This is a genomic window from Nocardiopsis deserti (assembly GCF_008638355.1).
GTDB lineage: Bacteria > Actinomycetota > Actinomycetes > Streptosporangiales > Streptosporangiaceae > Nocardiopsis > Nocardiopsis alborubida.
The window spans coordinates 1-20,503 of record NZ_VWVS01000031.1; the positions used below are offsets into that span (position 1 = coordinate 1).

The 20,503-nt window shown below is 73.0% G+C and carries 18 protein-coding genes; 11 read left to right on the plus strand and 7 right to left on the minus strand.

Features of this window, described 5'->3' with window-relative positions; genetic code table 11:
- Positions 1-1,049, minus strand: a 1,049-nt coding sequence (locus FYW99_RS30080; RefSeq protein WP_150255714.1) for a P-type ATPase actuator domain-containing protein, incomplete at its 3' end; no start/stop codon positions are given.
- Between the two features lie 3 nt (positions 1,050-1,052).
- Complete coding sequence (locus tag FYW99_RS30085) at positions 1,053-1,424, minus strand: ArsR/SmtB family transcription factor (RefSeq protein WP_150255716.1); 372 nt, start codon at positions 1,422-1,424, stop codon at positions 1,053-1,055.
- Between the two features lie 671 nt (positions 1,425-2,095).
- Between FYW99_RS30085 and FYW99_RS30090 the strand changes: the two genes are divergently transcribed.
- From FYW99_RS30090 to FYW99_RS30130, 9 genes are all read left to right on the plus strand, one after another.
- Positions 2,096-2,419, plus strand: a complete 324-nt coding sequence (locus tag FYW99_RS30090; RefSeq protein ID WP_190394865.1) for a beta propeller repeat protein — start codon at positions 2,096-2,098, stop codon at positions 2,417-2,419.
- Positions 2,420-2,746: 327 nt separating this feature from the next.
- On the plus strand, positions 2,747-3,097 hold the full coding sequence (locus FYW99_RS30095) for an NADH-quinone oxidoreductase subunit A (RefSeq protein WP_150255718.1): 351 nt from the start codon (positions 2,747-2,749) through the stop codon (positions 3,095-3,097).
- Complete coding sequence (locus FYW99_RS30100) at positions 3,088-4,155, plus strand: hypothetical protein (RefSeq protein ID WP_150255720.1); 1,068 nt, start codon at positions 3,088-3,090, stop codon at positions 4,153-4,155. Before FYW99_RS30095 ends, FYW99_RS30100 begins: the two co-directional genes overlap by 10 nt.
- Complete coding sequence (locus tag FYW99_RS30105; RefSeq protein ID WP_150255722.1) at positions 4,152-5,078, plus strand: NADH-quinone oxidoreductase subunit H; 927 nt, start codon at positions 4,152-4,154, stop codon at positions 5,076-5,078. The genes FYW99_RS30100 and FYW99_RS30105 overlap by 4 nt, the downstream gene beginning before the upstream one ends.
- A gap of 17 nt (positions 5,079-5,095) precedes the next feature.
- Complete coding sequence (locus FYW99_RS30110; RefSeq protein ID WP_150255726.1) at positions 5,096-5,656, plus strand: NADH-quinone oxidoreductase subunit J; 561 nt, start codon at positions 5,096-5,098, stop codon at positions 5,654-5,656.
- Complete coding sequence (gene nuoK / locus FYW99_RS30115; RefSeq protein ID WP_150255728.1) at positions 5,656-6,054, plus strand: NADH-quinone oxidoreductase subunit NuoK; 399 nt, start codon at positions 5,656-5,658, stop codon at positions 6,052-6,054. The genes FYW99_RS30110 and nuoK overlap by 1 nt, the downstream gene beginning before the upstream one ends.
- Positions 6,051-7,994 (plus strand): proton-conducting transporter transmembrane domain-containing protein, encoded by a 1,944-nt coding sequence (locus FYW99_RS30120; protein ID WP_150255730.1) that lies wholly within the window; start codon positions 6,051-6,053, stop codon positions 7,992-7,994. The genes nuoK and FYW99_RS30120 overlap by 4 nt, the downstream gene beginning before the upstream one ends.
- A 3-nt stretch (positions 7,995-7,997) precedes the next feature.
- Positions 7,998-9,509 (plus strand): complex I subunit 4 family protein, encoded by a 1,512-nt coding sequence (locus FYW99_RS30125; protein ID WP_150255732.1) that lies wholly within the window; start codon positions 7,998-8,000, stop codon positions 9,507-9,509.
- Positions 9,506-10,912, plus strand: coding sequence for an NADH-quinone oxidoreductase subunit N (locus FYW99_RS30130; RefSeq protein ID WP_223839794.1), 1,407 nt, complete (start codon positions 9,506-9,508; stop codon positions 10,910-10,912). The genes FYW99_RS30125 and FYW99_RS30130 overlap by 4 nt, the downstream gene beginning before the upstream one ends.
- Before the next feature lie 238 nt (positions 10,913-11,150).
- Here the strand turns inward: FYW99_RS30130 and FYW99_RS30135 are convergent, their stop codons facing one another.
- Both FYW99_RS30135 and FYW99_RS32675 read right to left on the minus strand, forming a co-directional pair.
- Positions 11,151-11,402, minus strand: a complete 252-nt coding sequence (locus FYW99_RS30135) for a CPBP family intramembrane glutamic endopeptidase (RefSeq protein ID WP_223839796.1) — start codon at positions 11,400-11,402, stop codon at positions 11,151-11,153.
- Positions 11,387-11,626 carry a hypothetical protein gene (locus tag FYW99_RS32675; RefSeq protein ID WP_223839798.1) on the minus strand — a complete coding sequence of 80 codons (240 nt, stop codon included), beginning with the start codon at positions 11,624-11,626 and terminating at the stop codon, positions 11,387-11,389. Before FYW99_RS32675 ends, FYW99_RS30135 begins: the two co-directional genes overlap by 16 nt.
- Before the next feature lie 853 nt (positions 11,627-12,479).
- Between FYW99_RS32675 and FYW99_RS30145 the strand changes: the two genes are divergently transcribed.
- Positions 12,480-13,046 (plus strand): type I-E CRISPR-associated protein Cas6/Cse3/CasE, encoded by a 567-nt coding sequence (locus FYW99_RS30145; RefSeq protein WP_150255734.1) that lies wholly within the window; start codon positions 12,480-12,482, stop codon positions 13,044-13,046.
- 49 nt (positions 13,047-13,095) lie between these two features.
- Here FYW99_RS30145 and FYW99_RS30150 read toward each other — a convergent pair whose 3' ends face one another.
- Positions 13,096-13,980 carry an aldo/keto reductase gene (locus FYW99_RS30150; RefSeq protein WP_150255736.1) on the minus strand — a complete coding sequence of 295 codons (885 nt, stop codon included), beginning with the start codon at positions 13,978-13,980 and terminating at the stop codon, positions 13,096-13,098.
- Positions 13,981-14,486: 506 nt separating this feature from the next.
- Between FYW99_RS30150 and FYW99_RS30155 the strand changes: the two genes are divergently transcribed.
- Positions 14,487-15,335, plus strand: a complete 849-nt coding sequence (locus FYW99_RS30155) for a SigB/SigF/SigG family RNA polymerase sigma factor (RefSeq protein ID WP_150255739.1) — start codon at positions 14,487-14,489, stop codon at positions 15,333-15,335.
- A 95-nt stretch (positions 15,336-15,430) separates the two neighbouring features.
- On the opposite strand, the gene FYW99_RS30160 is transcribed toward FYW99_RS30155, so the two are convergent.
- Both FYW99_RS30160 and FYW99_RS30165 read right to left on the minus strand, forming a co-directional pair.
- Complete coding sequence (locus FYW99_RS30160) at positions 15,431-18,739, minus strand: right-handed parallel beta-helix repeat-containing protein (protein ID WP_150255741.1); 3,309 nt, start codon at positions 18,737-18,739, stop codon at positions 15,431-15,433.
- A gap of 66 nt (positions 18,740-18,805) precedes the next feature.
- Positions 18,806-20,488, minus strand: coding sequence for a hypothetical protein (locus FYW99_RS30165; RefSeq protein ID WP_150255743.1), 1,683 nt, complete (start codon positions 20,486-20,488; stop codon positions 18,806-18,808).
- Between the last annotated feature and the right edge of the window lie 15 nt (positions 20,489-20,503).

Genomic DNA, 20,503 nt, shown 5'->3' on the forward strand with positions numbered 1-20,503 from the left:
AGGGAACCGGCGGCGGCGATCAGGGCCGCCGCGACGAGGATTCCGGGCACCAGCGGGCGGGCGATCCGGGCGGCCAGGCGCTGGGCGGCGCCCTTGCGCGCCTGCTCGCGCTCGACGATGTGCACGATGCGGGACAGGGAGTTGTCGGTCACCCGGGCGGTGACCCCCACCTCCAGGGCGCCGCCGCCGTTGACGGTCCCGGCGAACACCTCGGTCCCCTCGACGGCCTCGGCGGGGACGGACTCACCGGTGACGGTGGAGGTGTCCACGGTGGAGCGGCCCGAGCGGACGACGCCGTCGGTGGCGATCCGCTCGCCGGGCCGGATCAGGAGCAGGTCCCCGACGGTGAGGTCGTCGGGGGAGACGGTGGTCTCGCGGCCCTCGCGCAGCACGGTGGCTTGGGCCGGGACGAGGTCGAGCAGGGCACGCAGACCGTGGCGGGTGCGGGCCACTGCGTGGTCCTCCAGGGCCTCGGCCAGGGAGAACAGGAAGGCGAGCATGGCGGCCTCGCCCACCTCGCCGAGCAGGACCGCGCCGGCCATGGCCACGGTCATCAGCGTGCCCACACCCAGCTTCCCGCGGACCAGGGCGCGCAGGGTGCCGGGGACGAAGGTCCACCCGCCCGCCGCGACCGCCCCCGCGAACAGCACGGTCGCGGCCACGGGAGCCTGGGTCAGCCATCCGGTGAGTGTCCCGGCCAGCCAGAGTGCTCCGGCCAGACCCGCCCAGCGGACGGTGGCCGAGTCCCACCACGCGCCCGGAACCTCCTCCGGCTTCGGGGCGGGCGAGCCGCAGGTGGGGTCGCCGCACCCGTCGGCGTCGGCCGCACCCTCAGTGGTGGGGTGCCCGTGCTCTTGTGCGCCATCCGCGCAGCAGTCGTCGCCGGACGCGGTGGCGGCAGGGCGGACGCGTTTCGGGGCATCGCCCGAGCAGCAGGAGCACGTGACCGAGGCCGGGGCCTGGGAGGCGGGGGCAAGGGTCAGGTTCATCAACGGACGATCCCGGCGCGGCTCCGGGGCGTCGTCTGCGCCACAGCACAGGTCGGACATGGATCAACCCTCTCTCACGGTCGACTCGAGGTCGAGGTCGGGCAGCAACAAGGACAGCAGGGCGCGACCGGTGTCGGTGAGGCGGTACATGACGAGCTTGCCGTCACGCCGCGATGTGGCCAGACCAGCGGTGCGCAACTGCCGGACGTGGTGGGAGACGAGGTTCTGCGACGCGGAGCAGACCCAGGCCAGATCGCACACGCACAGCTCGTCGCCGACCGCCAGAGCGCGGGCGATGCGCAGCCGGGTGGGGTCGGCCAGGGCCCGGGCGCGGTCGGCGGCGGGGCGTACGCCTTCGTCGGCGGGCACGAGGGTGCGGACCGCCTCGGCCTGGGGCAGGTCGAGACAGAGGAGCTCGCAGGCATCGGAAGTCATGACAACAAACTAACGGACGTTGATGTGTTGGGTCAATGGCGCCTTCGCGACGTGACAGGACACCGGCTCGGAATCGAACTCGACCACGTTTGATCACGCCTGGTCCTGAGCGCACTGCCGGTTCTGATTCTCGCCCGTGGGCTCTCCGTCCGCGGTGGTGCGCATCCCGTACCGACAGGCCGACCTGAGCCTGCGGTACCGTGCTTGCTCCAGTCCACGCCCGGTCCGGCTGGAGAGCTTTCCGGCGGCCTCGCCGTGTCGGACGCGGGGCTGCGATGAGGGCTTTCGAAGGAGGGCGCTTCGTGACCCGTTCAGGGTGAGCCCAGAACCAGGGGCAGGGATCACCCGTTGGACTGCCCGCGCCTTTGGTGTCCGCCTTGCGGACAGTGCCCGGCGAGGGTGACGCGCAGGCGCAGGCACAGTCCCAGAACCTGGCGGAGCAGCGTCACCTCCGCTGAACCCAGTCCGCACACTGCCGAGCACGGGCGGTCCGACTGCTGGTCGCCGAGTTTCCTCAGAAGTGGAAGCATGCTTGGGTTATACCCCCTGGGGGTAAATGGCGAAAGGGGGGTCTTCGAGGTGCGGCGTGTCAGTCCCTTCGCGTCGCCCCGGAGACGGGACTCCCACGAGTGAGGCCGTGGGCGTTGCCCACGAACGAGAAGGAGAGAGCGATGCGGGTCGAGGGCTATACGGAAGAGGGGTTCGACGCCGTCGCGCTGGCAGCCTCCGACGACGCGGAGACCGTCCTGGCCACCACACAGCAGGGGCTCAGCCGCTCCGTTGACGGCGGACGCTCCTTCACCGGGGTCGACGCGGCTCCTCCGCTGGTTCTCCTCGACTGGGCCAGGGGAACCGACACCGTCTACGGAATCGACACCGGCGGTACCGCCCACCGCAGCGACGACACCAGTCAGGGCTGGACCGCCCTGGGCACGGTCGACGGGCAGCCCGAGGCGATGTACGCCGATGAGGAGCAGGTCGTGGTCGCGGCGTGAGGAACGCTGGTGTTCTCCTCCGACGGCGGGCAGACGTTCGAGGCGTCCGATCCCGGCAGCGACTGAGCGCTCCGCGAACGGCAGGGGGCAGGGGCACTACTCCGCTATCCGGCGTCCGTGACAGGGCCGGTTCGGGTGACCCCGGGCCGGCCCTGGCCCCTCTGCTCCCTGGGGCGGCCCCAGGAGCGCTTTCACCCCTGCCCGTGTTTCTCCCCGGATTCGGCCCCGCCCTCTCCTAGCCTGAGGGCTGGACCGAGGGCCGTGGCTCCGACGGGTTTCACACCACTTCCTGCGGGCAGGCGCACCGGGCGCGGGAAGGAGGCAGACGTGGACGCGTTCGGACCAGCGCTCGCGCTGGGTGTGCTGTCGGTCGCGCTGGTCGCGGGGCTCTACGGCCTCTCCTGGGCGGTGCGCCTGCGTCGCGCGCCGGTGACTGTGCAGCCGTTCCTGTCGGGCGCGGCCGTGACCGAACACGCGGTCTCGCGGTACCACGTGCGCTGGTACACGGTGACACTGCTCTTCCTGGCCTTCGACATGGAGATGGTCTTCATGTACCCGTGGGTGCTCGTCGTGGCGGACAAGGGCGCGCCCGCCGTCGTGGAGATGTTCGTCTTCCTCGCCGTCCTGGTCGCGGCCGTTGTCTACGCGTGGCGGGAGGGGGCGTTCCGGTGGACCTGACGGAATGGCTGCTGCGCCGTGCCGTGCCGTGCGCCTTCGTCGTGACCGCGATCGGGGGCACCGGCGCGCGACTGGCCGTGGAGAGGGGCCTGCGCGAGCGCGGTTGGCGCCAGGCGCCCTCTCCTGCCGAGGCCGACCTGCTGGTGGTGTGCGGCCCCGGCGACGTCGAGTTCGACGGAATGCTGGACCGGGTCTGGGCACAGCTTCCCGGTCCGCGCGCCCGCGTGCGCGTTCCCTTCCCCGAGAAGGCGGGCGAGGTCCTGGAAGGCGCTCGCGCCGACCTGCTCGACATCACCGCCCAACGACGCGACGCCGACGAGCGCGACCGGGCCGCGCGCGAGCGTGCCGAGGCCGAGGACGGGGAGGACATGCCCGGCGGCCTGCCCATGGCCGACCGGGCGGAGGACCGCGACGGCCTCAAACTCGACCGACTGCACCTCACCCTCGGCCCGGCCCTGCCCGACTGGCCCGCCGGGCTGTCACTGCGCATGACGGTCCAGGGGGACGTGGTGCAGGAGGCACAGGTCCGTCTCGTCGGGGCGCGGGACGGCTCCTCCTTCTGGGACGCGGCGCACGCGGACGACCTTTCACGGGCTGGTGCGGCGTGCGCCCTGGACTCGGCGCAGCGCCTGCTGTTCGTCGCGGGCTGGCCCGCCGCCGCCCTGGCCGGACGCCGCCTGCGCGACACCCTGTTGGAGCCCGGAGCGGATCCGGGCCTGGGGCCGGCCCTGCGCCGCTGGGTGCGCACGGTGCGCCGCTCGCGCCTGCTGCGCTGGGCCACCGGCGGTCTCGGAACGGTCGGGGTGACGGCCCCCGAGGAACTGCGCGGCGACGCCGCCGACCGCTGGTCGCGCTGGCTGGAACGCATCGAGGCGGCGGCGCCCGGGTGGGCCGCCGCCGTGCCCGCCGCCACCAACCCCGACACCGCACGCGCGGCCCTGGAGGCGGTCCCCGCGCTGGTCGTCGGTCAGGAACTGGCGTCGGTACGGCTCATCGTGGCCTCCCTGGACCCCGACACCGAGGCCGTCGGCGCCTACGCCCCGGAGCCGGGCACGTGAGCGGGACGGCACCGCTGTGGACCGTCCTCCTCGTCCCCGCGCTGCTGTTCGCCCTCGGTTACGGTGCCGCCGCCGGAGCGGCGGCGCTCCGTGCCCGGGCCGCGGGGACCGCACCCGGAGCGGGGCTGGCCGCCCCGGCGCGAGAGTCGGCCCGGCTGCTGGTGCAGCGGCGCCGCACGATCCCCGGCGCGGACACGCTGCTGTGGCGGCTGGGAGGAGCGCTGGTCCCGGCCGCCGCCGTGCTCGCGGCCCTGGTCATCCCGCTCGGCCCGGCGGCGGTCAGCGACCTGTCCGTCGGCGTCGTGTGGTTCAACGCGATGGAGGTGGTGGTCTGGGCGGCGCTGTGGATGCTCGGCTGGGGCGCGAACTCGGTCTGGGGGCTGGTCGGGGGCTACCGGTTCCTCGTCCAGGGGCTCTCCTACGAGCTGCCGCACATGTTCGCCCTGACCGCCGCGGCCCTGGGCGCGGGCTCGCTGCGCGTGAGCGACATCGTCGCCGCCCAGGAGCAGGTCTGGTTCGCCGTGCTGATGCCCGCGGCCTTCGCGGTCTACCTGCTCTCGGCCCTGGCCATGGCCTTCTGGGGGCCCTTCGCGGCGCCCGTGGGCCGGGACCTGGTCGGGGGCGCGACCGCCGAGCTCTCTGGTGTGGACCTGCTGGTTCTCCGCGCCGGGCGGTACCTGTTCCTCGCCGTCGTGGCCGCGATGGCGGTACCGCTCTTCCTGGGTGGCGGTATGGGACCGCTCCTGCCGGGCTGGGTGTGGACGCTGGTCAAGACGGTCGGGGTCCTGGCGTTCCTGGTCTGGACGGGCCACCAGCTCCCCGCGGTGCGCATGGACCGGTTCGCCGAAGTGGGCTGGGTGGTCCTCGTCCCCGTGACCCTGCTCCAGGCGCTCGCGGTCGCCGTGTACGTGCTGGTGCGTTAGGAGGGAGGTGAGGAGCAATGACCGAGACGGTGGTGTTCGCGGTCTGCGCCGTGGGCGCGGTCGCGTCCGGCGCCGCGGTGTTCGTGGTGGACTCCATGGCCCGGGCGACCTTCGCCCTGCTGGCCTCGTTCCTGTTCACGGGAGTGACGCTCCTGCTGTTGGGTCTGTCCTACCTGGGCGTTCTGGTCATCCTCATGATGGTCATGGAGATGATGGTCATGGCCGTCTTCATGATCATGTACATGATGAACCCCGCCGGGCTCATGCCGATGACCATGGTGCACAACAGGGTCGGCTCCCTGGTCGTGTCCGCCGCGGTGTTCCTGCTGCTGGCCGCCGGAGTCGTCCTGGTGCCCTGGCCCGAGCGGACGGGTGATCCCCCCGCCGACCCCGCTTTCGCGCTGGGCGGGGCGATCATGGGTGAGCACATGCTCGTCATGATGCTCGTCGGTCTGGTGCTGTTCGCGACCATGGTGGCCGCCACCGTGCTCGCCACCCACCGCGGCCGCTACGACCGCTACGGCGACGACCTGCGACGCGAGCGCCCCGACGACCCGATCGACGGGGGGCTGCGCTGATGACGCTGGAGGCCTACCTCCTCCTGGCCGCCGCCCTGTTCTCGGTGGGGCTGTTCGGCGCGCTCAGCCAGCAGTCCGTCGTCATGGTCATGATGGGTCTGGAGTTGATGGTCAACGCCGTCATCGTCGCCGCGGCGGCCCTGTGGCTGTACACCTCGCCCGAGCGGCCCGACGGACAGGTCCTGGTTTTGGTCGCCGTCACCGCGATGGCGGTGGAGATGGCGATGGGCTTCGCCGTCACCACCGCCATCTTCCGTGCGCGCGACGTCGACATGGTTGACATGGCCGCCGACCTCGCCGACCACAGCGGCTCCGGTGGCCCTGGCGATCACGGCGATCACGGGCACCAAGGTGACCATGGCCACCACAGTGCCCACGGGGACGGTGATGACCGGTGACGGCGGTCCTGTGGGCGCTGGTCGGCCTGCCCGCCGCCGCGGGTGCGGTTCTGGTGCTGACGGGACGGCGCGCCGACGCGGTCGCCGCGCCCTGCGCCGTCGGCGCGCTGGTGCTGACCCTGGCGGCGGCAGCGGTCGCCGCCGCGACGCGCCCCTCCGCGTCCGCGCCCCTGCTCCCGGGCGTCCCCGCGGGCCTGGCCGTGGACGGCCTGTCGGCGGTCGCGGTGCTCACCGTGGCCGCCGTCGCCCTGGCGGTCGTGCTCTTCGCCTCCGCCGAGATGGGGACGGGGGAGGCTCGCGGCCGCTTCTTCGGCCTCATGCTGCTCTTCACGGCGGCGATGCTCACCACCGTCACCGCCACCGACCTGTTCGTCCTCCTCGCGGCCTGGGAGGTCATGGGTGCCCTCTCCTACGCCCTCATCGGCTACTGGTGGGACGACCTCCACCGCGTCCGGTCGGCGACACTGGCCTTCCTCACCACCCGGGCCGGGGACCTGGGCCTGTACCTGGCCGCCGGTGCGGCCCTGGCCGGTGGCGCCGGTGCGCTCCAGCTCTCTGGTCTGGCCTCCCTGGACGGCGGATGGCGGGACGCGGCCGTGGCCGGTGTGGTCCTCGCCGCGCTGGGCAAGTCCGCGCAGCTGCCGTTCAGCTTCTGGCTCTCGCGCGCGATGGCCGGTCCCACCCCGGTCTCGGCCCTGCTGCACTCGGCCACCATGGTCGCCGCGGGCGGTTACCTGCTGGTGCGGGTCGAACCCGCGCTGGCGGTCACGGGCTGGGCTGGGCCCGCCCTGGCCTGGGTCGGAGCGGCCACCGCCCTGCTGATGGGGGCGGTGGCCTTCCACCAGACCGACCTTAAGCAGCTCCTGGCCGCCTCGACGTGCTCCCAGCTCGGTTTCGTCGTCCTGGCCGCGGGGGCGGGCAGTGTGGGCGGAGGGATGTCGCAGTTCACCGCCCACGCCGCGGCCAAGAGTCTGCTGTTCCTGTGCGCCGGGGCCTGGCTGGCGGCACTGGGCACACGGGAGCTGCGCGGTCTGCGCGGAGCCGCGCGTCGGCGTCCCCTCGTCGGGGCCGTCTTCACCGTCGGCGCGCTGGCCGTGGCCGGACTGCCCCCGCTGCCCCTGTGGACGGCCAAGGACGAGGCGCTCGCCGCGGTGCTGCACTCGGGCCCCGCCCTGTACGCGACGGGTCTGGCGGCGTCGGCGGTGAGCGCGGCCTACGCCGCCCGGGCCCTGGCCGCGGTCTGGTCCCCGACACCGGTGGAGGAGGACGGTGGGCCTCGTCAGGGGGCCGACCGGTCGCTGCCCCGGGCCGAGGCACTGCCGTTGGCCGCCCTGGCCGCCGCCACGGTCGGTCTCGGCGTCCTGGCCCTTCCCCCGGTCGCGCGGTGGTGGCGCGCGCTGCTGGCCGCCACGGGCGAGCCGGAGCCCGCGGTGTGGGAGATGGCACTGTCAGGACTGCTGGTGGCCGCGGTGCTCGCCATCACCGGGTGGGCGGCGGCCCGCGACCACCTCGGCGCCGTACCCGGCCAGCGTTTCCTGGGAGGGTGGCTCGGCCTGGAGACAGCCGCGCACGTCCTGGTCACCAGACCAGTGACGGGACTCGCCCGGGCCTTGGCCTCCTTCGACGATCGCGTGGCCGCAGGAGGGTCGCGGGCCGCCGCCCGCCTGGTCGTGTCCCTCTCGGGCGGCCTGGCCTCCTTCGACGACCGGACGCTCGCCCGGGCCGTGCGTGCCTGCGCGGTCGGGGGGACGCGCGCCGCGGACCTGGCCCGGACCCGCGGGGAGGCGGGGGTCGACGGGGCCGTGCGCGCGGTCGCGGCCGGAGCGCGGACCGCGGCCGCGTGGGCTCTGCGACCCCAGACCGGTCTGCTGCACCAGTACTACGTCCAGGCCGTCGTCGCACTCGTCGTCCTGGCCGCCGTCGTCGTCCTGATGAGGTGAGGCGTGCTCTCCGTCGTCGTTTTCCTGCCCCTGCTCGCGGGCCTGGTACTGCTGGCCCTCCCGCGTCCGCGCGACGAGGCGGTGGCGTGGACCTGGGTCGCGGTGGCGGCGTTGGACCTGGCACTGGTCGTCGGCCTGTGGGCGTACTACCCCTTCGCCTCCGGCACCCGGGGAGCCATGACCGGGCCCCTGGCCTACGAGGAGCGGGTGCTGTGGATCCCCAACGTCGGCGCGTCCTACCACGTCGGCGTCGACGGGCTCTCCCTGCCCCTGCTGGCGATGACCGCGGTGCTCTTCCTGGCGTGCGCGGTCCACTCCCTGCGCCAGCGTCGGCGCGCCCGTGCCCACGCCGTCCTCTTCCTCTTTCTCCAAACGGTTTCGCTGGGCCTGTTCAGCGCCCTGGACCTGCTGCTGTTCTTCGTCTTCTTCGACCTGTCCATCGTGGGGATGTACTTCGTCATCGCCGGTTGGGGGCACGGCCGGGCTGCCCGGTCGGCGCTGCAGTTCTTCCTCTACACCTTCCTCGGATCGCTGGCCCTGCTGCTGGGCTTCATCGGCCTGTACGTGGCCTCCGAGCCGCGCACCTTCGACATGGTGGAGCTGGCGGACCAGACCCCGCTGGAGGGCAGTGGCCTCGCGGGCGGGCTGGTGCTCCTGGCCATCGGGATCGGCCTGGCCGTCAAGACGCCCACCGTCCCCTTCCACACCTGGCTGCCCCCGGCGCACACCGACGCCCCCGCGGTCGGGTCGGCGATCCTGGCCGGGGTGCTGCTGAAGATGGGCACCTACGGGTTCGTGCGCATCGCGATGCCGATCCTCCCCGGAGTCTGGGGCCAGTACGCCATGGTCGCCGTGGTCGTCGGTGTGGCCTCGGTCCTGTACGGGGCGCTCGTCGCGCTCGCCCAGACCGACTTCAAGCGCATGGTCGCCTACACCTCCGTCAACCACATGGGCTACATCCTCCTGGGTCTGGGAGCCGCGGGCCTGGCCACGGGCGCGCAGTCCGGTGCGGCCTCCCTGACAGTCACCGGCGCGGTCACGCAGATGGTCAGCCACGGGCTGCTCACGGGGGCGCTGTTCCTGATCGCCGGTGCCCTCCACGACCGGGGCGACACCTACGACATGGGCTCCTACGGGGGGTTGGCGGCCAGGGCCCCGCGCTTCGCCGCCCTCGCGGCGGTGGCCTTCTTCGGCTCCCTGGGCCTGCCGGGCCTGTCAGGGTTCGTCGCCGAGTTCCAGATCTTCGCGGGCAGCCTGGGACCGGTGCCGGTCGCCACCGCGCTGGCGCTGCTGGGCATCCTCGTCACCGCGGCCCTGTTCCTACGCGCCCTGCAACGGCTGTTCCTGGGCGGACCGGGGCCGCGCACGGGTCGGGTCGGTGACCTGTCCGTCCGTGAGACCGCCGCGATCGTGCCGCTCCTGGCCCTGGCTGTCCTCATCGGCCTCATGCCCCACTTCCTGCTCGGACGCATCGAACCCGCGGCACGGGCCCTGGCCGCCCTGGTGGCCGGATGAGCGGTATGGGGGGAATGAACCTGGCCGCTCTGCTGCCCGAGCTGATCCTGGCGCTCGCCGCGGTGGGTGCGCTCCTACTCGGAAGCTGGACGCCACGGCACCGGCAGGGACGCGTGCGCCTGCTGGTGATCGCGGCGCTCCTGACCGCGCTGGCCGTCACGGTCGCGTCCGCGGCGACCGCGACCGGGTCGGCTTCGGGCGGTTACACCGTGGACACCGCCACGCACGCGGTGCGCGCCCTGGTGATCGCGGGAGTCCTGGCGACCGTGCTGCTGGCCGCCGACTCCCTCGCCTCCCATCCGCGCGAGTCGGAGTTCCACGTCCTGCTGCTGCTCGGCGGCCTGGGCGCGGTGGCGCTGGCGGGCGCGAGCGACCTGCTGGTGCTCGCCGTGGCCTACCTCCTGGCGAGCATCCCCCTCTACGCACTGGTCGGCTTCGCCAAGGACGCATCGGGGACCGAGGCCGCGCTGAAGTTCTACCTTCTGGGCGTCCTGGCGGGGATCCTGCTGCTGACCGGGGCCACCCTGCTGCTCGGGGCGGGCAGCACCACCGCCTACGCGGGCCTGGCCGCCGCCCTGCCCGAGGCACCGCGCGCCCTGGTGGCCGCCGGTACCGTCGCGGTGCTGGCGGGACTGCTGTTCAAGGCCGGGGGAGTGCCCCTGCACTTCTGGGTGCCCGACGTCACTGAGGGTGCCCCGGCGCCCGTGGCCGCTTTCGTCACCACCGTGCCCAAGCTCGGCGCCCTGGCCGCCCTGTACCGGCTGGGCGACCAGGTGATGTCCGGGGCCGCTCTGGACTGGACGCTGCTGGCCGCGCTCCTGGCCGCCGCGTCGATGACCCTGGGCAACCTGGGAGCCTTCTTCCAGACCAACGCCCGGCGCCTGCTGGCCTACTCCACCGTCAGCCAGGTCGGCTACCTGCTGATGGCCGTGGCGGCGGTGGGCGGACGTGCGGAGCTGGCCCAGCCGGGACTGCTCTTCTACCTGGGCGCCTACCTGGCGGCCAACCTCGGTGCGTTCGCGGTCGTGTGCACCCTGCGGACCCGGACGCTGGAGGACCACGCGGGCCTCTTCCGCAGCCACCCCTGGCTCGCGCTGAGCCTGGTCGTGTGCCTGCTCGGGCTCGTGGGCACTCCGCCCACGGCGGTGTTCGTCGGCAAGCTCGCCCTGTTCACCGCCGCGCTGGAGGCGGGGCTGGGCTGGCTCATGGTGCTGGCCGCCGCCAACACCGTCGCGAGCCTCTTCTACTACCTGCGCTGGATCCTGCCCCTCTTCCAGGTGACGGGGAAGGGGAAGGGTCCTGCGGACGAGCCCGGTCCGTGGAGCACGGGTGTGGCCGTCACCGCCGCGATCGTCTCCCTGGGGGCGGGTGTCGCGGCGGGCCCGGCCCTGGGGTTGCTGTGAGTGCTTTCTCCCGTGGAAGCCACATCGCGCACTGGTGTCGCGTACGTGTCCGCGACAGGGGAGGGGCGGGGTAACCACCGCGAGGGGCTGGCGGGCCGTGTCATGGGAGCGTTTCGTGTTCGGCGGGTCAGGCCAGTAGGGGGTGAAGGAGCCGATGCTGAACGCAGTGTCGGTGAGGCGGCAGTCCCTGCTTGGTGAGCGGCACGGGTGGGCTTTCCCGAGGCGGTGACTACGGTGGTCAGTCGCGGATGATGGTGTGCGAACGGGTGACGAGCGCGGAGTGGGCGATGATCACCGGCCACAGCCGACCGGTCCGGTGGTAGAGCCACACGATGACCAGCGCCGCCGGGATCAGCGCGGGCACGGGCAGCCCGTAGGTGAGGTGGTAGACGGCCTTGGCCAGGACCGCGACGGTGTAGACCTCCCACACCGGGCACCGGGCGGCGCCGAGCAGCGCCACCAGCAGGCCGTCTACTACCGGTTCCTCCATGCGTGCCGTGGTGACTGGGCGGGGCCGAGCATCAGCGAGGCCCAGACGGCGTCCGCGTGGTCCTCGATGATGGGTCCGCCCACCGCGGCCTCGGGCAGGAGACTGCTGAGCACGTTCATGCCGATCATCGAGGTCGCGATGGCCGCGAAGGCGCGTTTCGTACCGGTTCTGGCGATCCGCGTGGGACGGCGATCGGCGCAGCGGCCTGGGATGGTTGTGCTCACCGGTCCTGCCGGGTTTCGCTTTCCATGAGGGACGTCACACCCACCGCACGTGACTTGCCGGGGACGAGATCCCGGAGGTGGCCCGTGCGACACGGCTGGGGCACCGGGTGGCGTGGATGGCCCGGGTCGTGACCCCGGAGACGAAGCGGCGTGTACTCAGCGTGCTCGAGAATGGGTGGTGGGGGAGCGTGGTGGCTCTCGCGCTTCGGGAACGGGAGTGGCTCTTCGTCGTGGCGCCGACGCTCGAAGAGCACTACTGCGGAGACGACGAAAACGGGCTCCCGGAGGGACCCGCTTCGGAGACGATCTCCCGGATATCCCCCACACAGGGAACCTCGGAAACGACTCAGGCCAGAGCGTGTGCTCTGGCCTGGGGAGATGGTGGGCGATACAGGATTCGAACCTCACGAACGGCAGCCGGGCGGTCCTCGTTGCGGACGGAGCGGTGGCGGGCATGGCGAAGGCCGGTCCCTTCCTGTTGCTGGGAGAGGAGCCGGGCCGCCGAACGGCGAGACGACTACAGAACTGGCGCTTCCTCCCAGGTCACCACGCGCGGGGGCGAAGAGGGAGCCCCGGTTGATAGGGGTACTGGCAGAGACTCCCGGGGCCGCTGGGGAGGAGCGTGGCGCAGCCGCAGCCGATCCAGGAGGGGGCAGGGGAAGGCGGGCCGCCGTGTCCGTGCGCGGTGCGTGTTCCAACCGGGCCTGACGCCGGGGCCGGGGACGGGCCGACCCGGGGCCCAGGGCCTCGTACAGTGGGAACTCCGTCCCGGGCGGAGGTGATCCTCGACGGCCCGCGACCGAACACGAACACGAATCCCCGCCCCGGCGGGGACGCCCCGGAGGGGAACTCCTTGTACCTGTCCCGCATCAACCTCGACCCCAAGCGCAGCGCCCGGATGGACCAGTGGGCGGTCATGGGGCAGGCCGTGCGCAGAGCGGTCGACCCCGACCCCGAGTCCGACGCCCGCGTGCTGTGGGCGCGCATCTCGCCGAGCACGCTGGTGGTCAGCTCCGACACCGCCCCCGCCTGGGGCAAGGTCCCCGGCGCGACGTCCGCCGCGATCCACCCGATGCCGCGGTACTCCGAGGGTGAGACCGTCCGCTGGGAGCTCATCACGGCGCCCACCGCGCAGCGCGGGGCGGAGCCCGCCGGTGAGGGGACGCGCCCGCGCGGCAAGCGGGCCCCTCTTCCGGAGGAGGAGTTCGAGGGCTGGCTGGACGGCAAGTTCGCGGGCGCGCTGGACGTCACCTCGGTGAGGTGGAAGCACCTGGGCGGCAGGCCCGCGCGGTACCACTTCACCGGTGAGGCCGTGGTGCGCGACAGCGAGGCGCTCCAGGAACTGTGCCTGGACGGTGTCGGCGCCGGCACGGCCACGGGAGCCGGGCTGCTCCTCGCCAGCCCGCTGGCCCCGAGGTAGATCCGGGTTCCCGCGCCTCCCGGGCCCGCGCGGCCCGGCCCCGGCGTCCTCAGGCCTCCGGGACGTCGATCCAGGCGTTCTCCCGGGTGATGTCCTCCGGCTCCGGCCCGCCGCGTATCCCGGTGTCGAGCGCGTCGACGGCGGCGAGCTGGTCGGCGGTGAGCTCGAAGTCGAACACGTCGATGTTCTCCGCGATCCGCGAGGGCGTCACCGACTTGGGGATCACCTGCCGGTCCTGCTGGAGGTGCCAGCGCAGCATCACCTGGGCGGGTGTCCTACCGTGCGCCCGGGCGATCTCGCCGATGACCGGGTCCTGGAGCGTGGAGCCTTTGCTCCCGTCGCGGTAGAAGGTGATGCCGCCGATGGGCGACCAGGCCTGGTTGAGGATTCCGTGCTCGGCGTCGAAGGCGAGCAGGTCGGACTGCCGGAAGTAGGGGTGGACCTCGATCTGGTTCACCGCGGGCACGGTTTCGGTCTCGGCGAGGAGCCGCCGCAGGTGCTGGGGCGTGAAGTTGCTGACCCCGATCGCCCGCACCACGCCGTCGGCCAGCAGCTTCTCCAGCGCCCTGTAGGCCGCGAGGGTGCGGTCGAACTCGCCGGGAAGGGCCTGGTGGAGGATGAGCAGGTCGATCCGGTCGACGCCGAGCTTGCCCGCGCTCTTGTCGAAGGCGTGCAGCGTCTCGTCGTACCCGTAGTCGCTGATCCAGACCTTGGTCTCGACGAACACCTCCAAGCGGTCGAGGCCCGAGCGGCGGATCGCCTCCCCGACCTCGCGCTCGTTGCCGTAGGCGGCCGCGGTGTCGACGTGCCGGTAACCGGTCGCCAGGGCCGTCTCGACGGCGGAGACGGTCTGTTCGGGAGGTGTCTGGTACACGCCGAAACCGAGGGCCGGGATCTCGACGCCGTTGTTCAGGGACAGGTGCGGAACGGTCATGCCACCCACCCTAGCGTCGCGCTCAGTATTGTCGTAGGTGCTCAGGGTGACCATGTCGCGGGGTCCTTCCGGGGCGGCCCGCACGTGTCGGATCGCGTCCGACGTCCGGAACCGTGCGACTGTGTATCCGACCGACGCGGCCGCCCCTGTGCGGGGAGGCGGGCCGCAGGGCCTCGGGGGCGCTGGGAGCGGAGCCGCGGGCAGGGCGGGTGTCGCGTGTCGAATTTGAGGTACTTTGCCGCTTTTTGCAAGATAATTGTCGTATTGCGACAAAAAATTGGATCCGCGGCTTTTGAAGCCGTTCCTGAGGGAACCTAGTCTGTGCATCGCGGCTGTCTCGCCAGCCACAGGGCCACCGGCCCCGCGGGTCGCGCGCGGGATGCGCGCCGCCGGTGTCCTGCCCAGGCAGGTACATGAGCACACAGGACAGAGCACCGGGGGGTTTCCTCTTGTCCACGTCTCTCACCGAAACACACACGTCAACGACCGTCACCGACCGACTGCCCGTGATCCCCAGACCACGCAGGTCGGTCGAGGACACCGTCCCCGAGGACACGGGGACCGAAGAGGTCCAGGAGGCCGGGGAGGTCCGCCCCGAGGAGCTGATCTCCCAGCTGCGTGACCTCGCCGACGACGATCCGAGGGCCGACGACCTGCGTGAGCGGGTGGTCGTGCTCTACCAGCCGTTGATCAACAAGATCGCGCGCCGCTACGGGGGCCGTGGTGAGCCGTTGGAGGACCTGAAGCAGACCGCGATGGTGGGGTTGGTCAAGGCCGTGCGCGGCTACGATCCGGACCGCGGCAAGCCCTTCGTCTCCTACCTGCTGCCCACGGTGACGGGGGAGATCAAACGGCACTTCCGCGACCACACCTGGGCGGTGCGGGTGCCGCGCCGCCACCAGGAGAACCGGGTGAAGCTGCGCCGGGTGACGGGGGAGTTCCAGCAGGAGCACGCGCGTACGCCCACGATCGCGGAACTGGCCCACGAGATGGGGTTGCCCGAGGCCGAGGTCAGTGAGTTGACGCAGGTCTCGGAGTCCTACCGCTCCCTGTCCCTGGACGCGCCGGACTCCTCCGACGCCGAGGGCCGGGACGGCGCTCGGCTGGAGGACCATCTCGGCAAGGAGGACGAGGGCCTGGAGCGTGTGGTCCAGCGAGAGTCCCTCAAGCCCGCGCTGGCGCGGTTGCCCGCGCGTGAGCGGGAGATCCTGCGGTTGCGGTTCTTCGGTGACCACACCCAGTCCGAGATAGCGGACCGGTTGGGGTACTCGCAGATGCACGTGTCGCGGTTGCTGTCGGGGGTGTTGGAACAGCTGCGCGAGGAGGTCGGCGGGCACGCGCCCGGCCACGGCTGAGTCCGTGACCGGGCTCCCTCCCGGAGGACGCTGCGGGGGCCGTCCTCCGGGGGGAGCCGCCCCGCCGCACCGGACCCCCGCGCGGGCCGCGGGTGTCAGCGCGCCGGGATGTCCTCGGGCAGCAGGGTGGTGAAGTCCTCCCTGGTGGCGTTCTGGACGCCGTTGACCAGGCGGCCCGCCTGGCGGGTGATCATCCGCTCCAGCACCTGGCGCGCGTAGCGGGCGTTGCCGAAGTTCACGTCGCGGACCACCCCCGAGAAGTGCTCGTGCAGGGCCGCCACCGTCTGCTCGCCGCAGGTGTACCCCGACCCCTTGGCCATCCGCTCGACGATGGTGACCAGCTCGTCGTCGCTGTAGTCGGGGAACTCCACCTGGTGGTTGAACCGCGAGGCCAGACCGGGGTTGGAGTCCAGGAAGCGCTGCATCTCGTTGGTGTACCCGGCGACGATGACCACCGCCTCGTCGCGGTGGTCCTCCATGAGCTTGACCAGGGTGTCGATGGCCTCCTGGCCGAAGTCGTTGCCCGATCCGCGCGGCGCCAGCGAGTAGGCCTCGTCCACGAACAGCACGCCGCCCTTGGCCCGCTCGAACACCTCGGCGGTCAGCTGGGCGGTGTGCCCGACGTAGCGCCCGACCAGGTCCGAGCGGGCCGCCTCCACCACGTGGTCGCTGCGCAGCACCCCCAGGGCGTGCAGGAGCTTGCCGTACAGCCGGGCCACGGTCGTCTTACCGGTACCGGGGGGACCGGCGAACACCAGGTGGTGGCTCATCGCCGCCACCTGGAGCCCCATGGCGCGCCGCTGCTGCGACATCAGCAGCAGGTTGGCCAGGTCGTTGACGGTCTCCTTGACACTGGCCAGGCCCACCATGGCGTTGAGCTCCTCGCGCAGGGCAGCGATCCCGTCCGCCGTGCCGCCGAGCTGCTCCTCCTCGGCCGCCTCCCCGAGGTCCTCGGGCAGCAGGAGGGTGAGCGAGTCCGGGCTGTCGGGGATGGTCCCGCCCAGCCGGAACGCCTGGCGGTCGATCATCTCCTCGAACAGCTTGCGGGCCTCGCGGCCGTTGCCGAACGCCGGGCCCTTGGGCACCCGCTCGAAGTGGGCGAGCAGGGCCGCCTCGGTCTCCTCCGCCATCCGGTAGCTGTGCGAGACGCACATGTTGCGCACGATCTCCGTCAGCTCCTCCGGCGCGTAGTTGGCGAACTCGATGGTCCGGCTGAACCGGGAGGCCAGGCCGGGGTTGGTGTCGAGGAAGTTCTGCATCTCCTCGGTGTAGCCCGCGACGATCACCACGACCTCGTCGCGGTGGTCCTCCATGAGCTTGACCAGGGTGTCGATGGCCTCCCGGCCGAAGTCGGGGCCGCTGCCGCCGCCCTCACTGCCGTTCGCCAGCGTGTAGGCCTCGTCGACGAACAGCACGCCGCCCTTGGCCCGCTCGAACACCTCGGTGGTCTTGATCGCCGTGCCGCCCACGTACTGCGAGACCAGGTCGGCGCGGGCCACCTCCACCACGTGCCCGTAGCGCAGCACGTCCAGTTCGGCGAGGATCTGCCCGTACAGCCGCGCCACGGTGGTCTTGCCCGTACCGGGCGCGCCGCCGAAGACCAGGTGGCGGCTCATGGGCGGTGTGGGCAGACCCATCTCCGCCCTGCGCTGGGCCATCTGGTTGCGGGTGACGAGCGTCTTGACCTCGTGCTTGACCCCGGCCAGGCCCACCAGCGCGTCCAGCTCCATCAGGGGGCCGACCTCCTCGGCCTCACCGTCCCCCTCCTCGGAGAGCGGAACCTCCGGCATCGGGACGGGCGCGCCCGCCAGGTCGCCGAACGCGTCCGGGGCCCCGTTGCCGCGGCTGAGCAGCTCCTCCGTGCGCATGCTCTGGCTGGCGACGGTCTGGCGTAGCCCGGAGCGGCCGTTCTCGCGTACCGAGCAGTCCTCCACCGCCACGTCCTCGGCGGAGTGCACGAGGATGCCGTCGGCGCCGTTGCCGAACACCTCGCACCGCCGCAGCGTGGCGCTCGCCTTGGCCGCCACCAGCACGCCGTTGCGGCGGCCGTTGTACACCCGGGTGCGCAGGACCGTCGCCCTACCTCCCGCCCGTACGGCGATGCCGTCGCCCGTGCACTCCGACACGTCGCAGTCGCGCACGTCGGCGGACGCGCCCGAGCCCACCGAGATCCCGGCGTCGCGGCTCCCGGAGATCTGCACGCCGGTCAGCAGGGGCGCCCCGCCCTCGTCCACGGACACGGCGCTCTTGCCGGTGCGCTCCAGCGTCACGTCCTCCAGGCGTCCGCGGCCGCCCCTGCCGAACACCACGCCCTGGCCCCGGGTCCCGGTGATCGCGGTGGCGCGCAGGAACGGGGCGCACTCCTCGACCACCACGCCGGGACCGGCGGTCTCGCTGACCAGTCCGCGGTCGAACTCCACGACGCTGTCGCCGCCCAGACTCAGCCCCAGGCCGCGGCGCACGACCAGGCCGATGAAGGCGGTGGAGGCGCGCTCCTCGGCGCGCACGGCGTCACCGCCCGACTCCTCCACCTCGCAGTCGGTGAAGGTGCCGCGGGCCCGGCCCGACAGGTGGATGGCCACGCCCTTGGCGCGCGCCACGCGGACCCGCGCCACCTGCGGGTCCGCCCCGTTGTGCACGGCGACGCCGCGCCCGCCCACGTCCTCGAACACGCAGTCCTCGACCACCGGGCGCGACCTGCTGGAGACCACCAGCCCGTCGCCCTCGGTGTCGTGCACGCGCGTGCCCAGCAGCGAGGCGGCGGCGCCCTCCTCCAGCGCCACCGCGGGCTTCTTGGTCCCCGAGATCTCGCAGTCGCGGATCGTGCCCCCGGACTGTCCGCTGGCGAACACGCCGTTGCCCCCGGCGTCGCGCAGCACGCAGGAGCGGATCGTGGGGCGGGCCTGCTCGCCGATGACCACGGCGCTGGTGTCGACCTCCTCGACCACGCAGTCCTCGATGACGCTCGGCCCCGAGGAGGTGATCACCACGCCCGCTCCCGCCGAGCAGGTGACGCGGCTGTCGCGCATGGCGAGCGCGCCGCCGCCGCGCACCGACACCGCGGTCCACGAGGCCCCCTCCACCTCGCAGTCGGCCATCTCCAACTGTCCGAGGGGGATGTCCACCGCGGGGTAGTCGGCGTGGCGGCCGCGCAGGACCAGCCCCGACAGCTTGACCGCCTCGGCGCCCGAGACCACGGCGCAGCCGCTGGCGGTGGTGATCTCCACGCTGCCCAGGCCGTCGCGGGCCATCAGGGTGACCACGTCGCGCAGGACGAGGCTCTCCTCGTAGCGGCCTGGGGCGATGGTGATGAGGGCACCGCTGTCAGCGGCCTCGACCGCCTCGGTGATCGTCGCGTGCCCGTCCTGAGCGTCGGCGTCGACGGTGAGGAACTGCCTGGTCATCGGTGTCTTCCTAAGTCGGGGGAGGGGCGGTGGCGGGGCGGCCGGAGCCGCCCCGCCGGGGGTGGGTCAGGAGCAGGACGCGCGCACCGCCGAGGCGGCCACGTGTGAGCTGGCGTGCTCCTGGTCCGCGAGGGCGTCGGTCCCCGCGTTGGTGAGCTGGACGGTGAACTCCTCCGTGGGGGAGGTGAACCCGGTCACCTGGACCCAGCCGCCCCGGATCCCCGCCTGGTCGATCCCGAAGACCGCCACGGGCGACCCCTCGGACGAGGGACCGGAGAAGAGCTGGTACTTCGCCTCCCCGGGGGAGATCCACAGCGGGCTCTCGTCGTCGGGCACGTGGACGTAGAGCTCGCACGCGACCCCTGCCTCCCCGGGGGTGAACGTCCAGGTGGCGTACTGGCCGTCGCCCCGTTCGGGGTCGCCCGAGACGGGAAGGGCCTCGTAACCGCCGTCACAGCCCTCCTGAGCGTACCCGCCGGGCCGGGTGGCCCAGCTGGCGGTGCCCTCGGCGCTGTCCCAGCGCCCCTCGTTCGCGTAGGAGGCGCCGGGGGAGGCCTGGCAGCCGGGCCCCGCGACGGCGAGGAAGGACTCCGGCTCCGAGGCGCCCGTGGACGCGACCGCGTTCTCCAGGACGGAACCCCCGCCCTCCGAGGGGGGCGGGTCGGCGGCCGGGGCGTCGGCTGGCGCCGACCCGCCGCCCGCGGCGTCGCCGTTCCCGGCGGCCCCGCTCTCCCGCGCGGTGTCGCCGGTTCCGGTGGTGTCGGCGAGGGGGGCGTTCATCTCCTCCGCGGCGGGGCCGGTGCCGTTGTCCCCGGCGCCGGTGTCGCCGTTTCCGGAGCCCTCTCCGGCCGCTCCGTCGGTCTCACCCTCCCCGGAGGTCCCGGCGCCCTCGTCTCCTCCGGCTGTCGTGTCCTCTCCGGCCGTGCCGTCCGCGCCTTCCCCGCCAGTGGAAGGACCGGTGGCCGTGTCACCGCCTTCGGTCGCGGCGCTCCCGGTCCCCGGTTCCCCCGCTGCCGTCGCGGCGCCCTCGGTCCCCGGTTCCCCGGCGGCGGCCGCCTCGCCCGCGCCGTCCCCGGTCTCCGGGGCGCCCGCGGCCGCCGTGTCCGGGGCCTGCTGTGCGGCCGGGGCGGTCTCCACCGGGTTGCCCCCGCCGGTGGCGGCGGTGCCCGGGTCGGGCATCGTCGGGGTCGAGGCCCCGTCCCCGCTCACCTCGGGGACGTAACCGGTCTCCTGGGGGGTGCCGCCCTGCTGGGACGCGGGCGCGGCGCCCGCGTCCGCCGGTGCCGCGACGGTTCCGGACTCGCCGCTCGCCGAGGCGCCCGACTCGGCGGTGCCCGAGGTCTGGCCGCCGGTGCCGTCCGCGCCGCCCGCGCCCGAGGCGAGCGGTGTCGTGTCCAGGGTGACCCCGGGAACCCCCGCCGTCATGGCGAAGGGAGCGGCGACCAGCAGCAGGCCCGCGATGGCGGCGCCCGCCAGGACGGGCTTGCCCGGACGGTCCAGGGCCACCTCCGGGGCCTGGGGGGCGGCGGGCTCGTGCAGGGCACCGGTGATCCGGGGCCCCGGCGCGGCCTCGGCCGCCCCCGACCCCTCGACCGCTCCGGACGGGGGACCGGGCGCGATGCGCGCCGCGGAGCCCGCGGCTCCGTCGGAGACCGTGCCGCCGGCTCCTTCGGAGAGCGCGGACCGGAAGTCAGGCGCCGGTGCGGGACGGCCTTCGGCCCCGCCGCGCGCCTGCGCACTCTCAGACATCGGAACTCCTTCTCG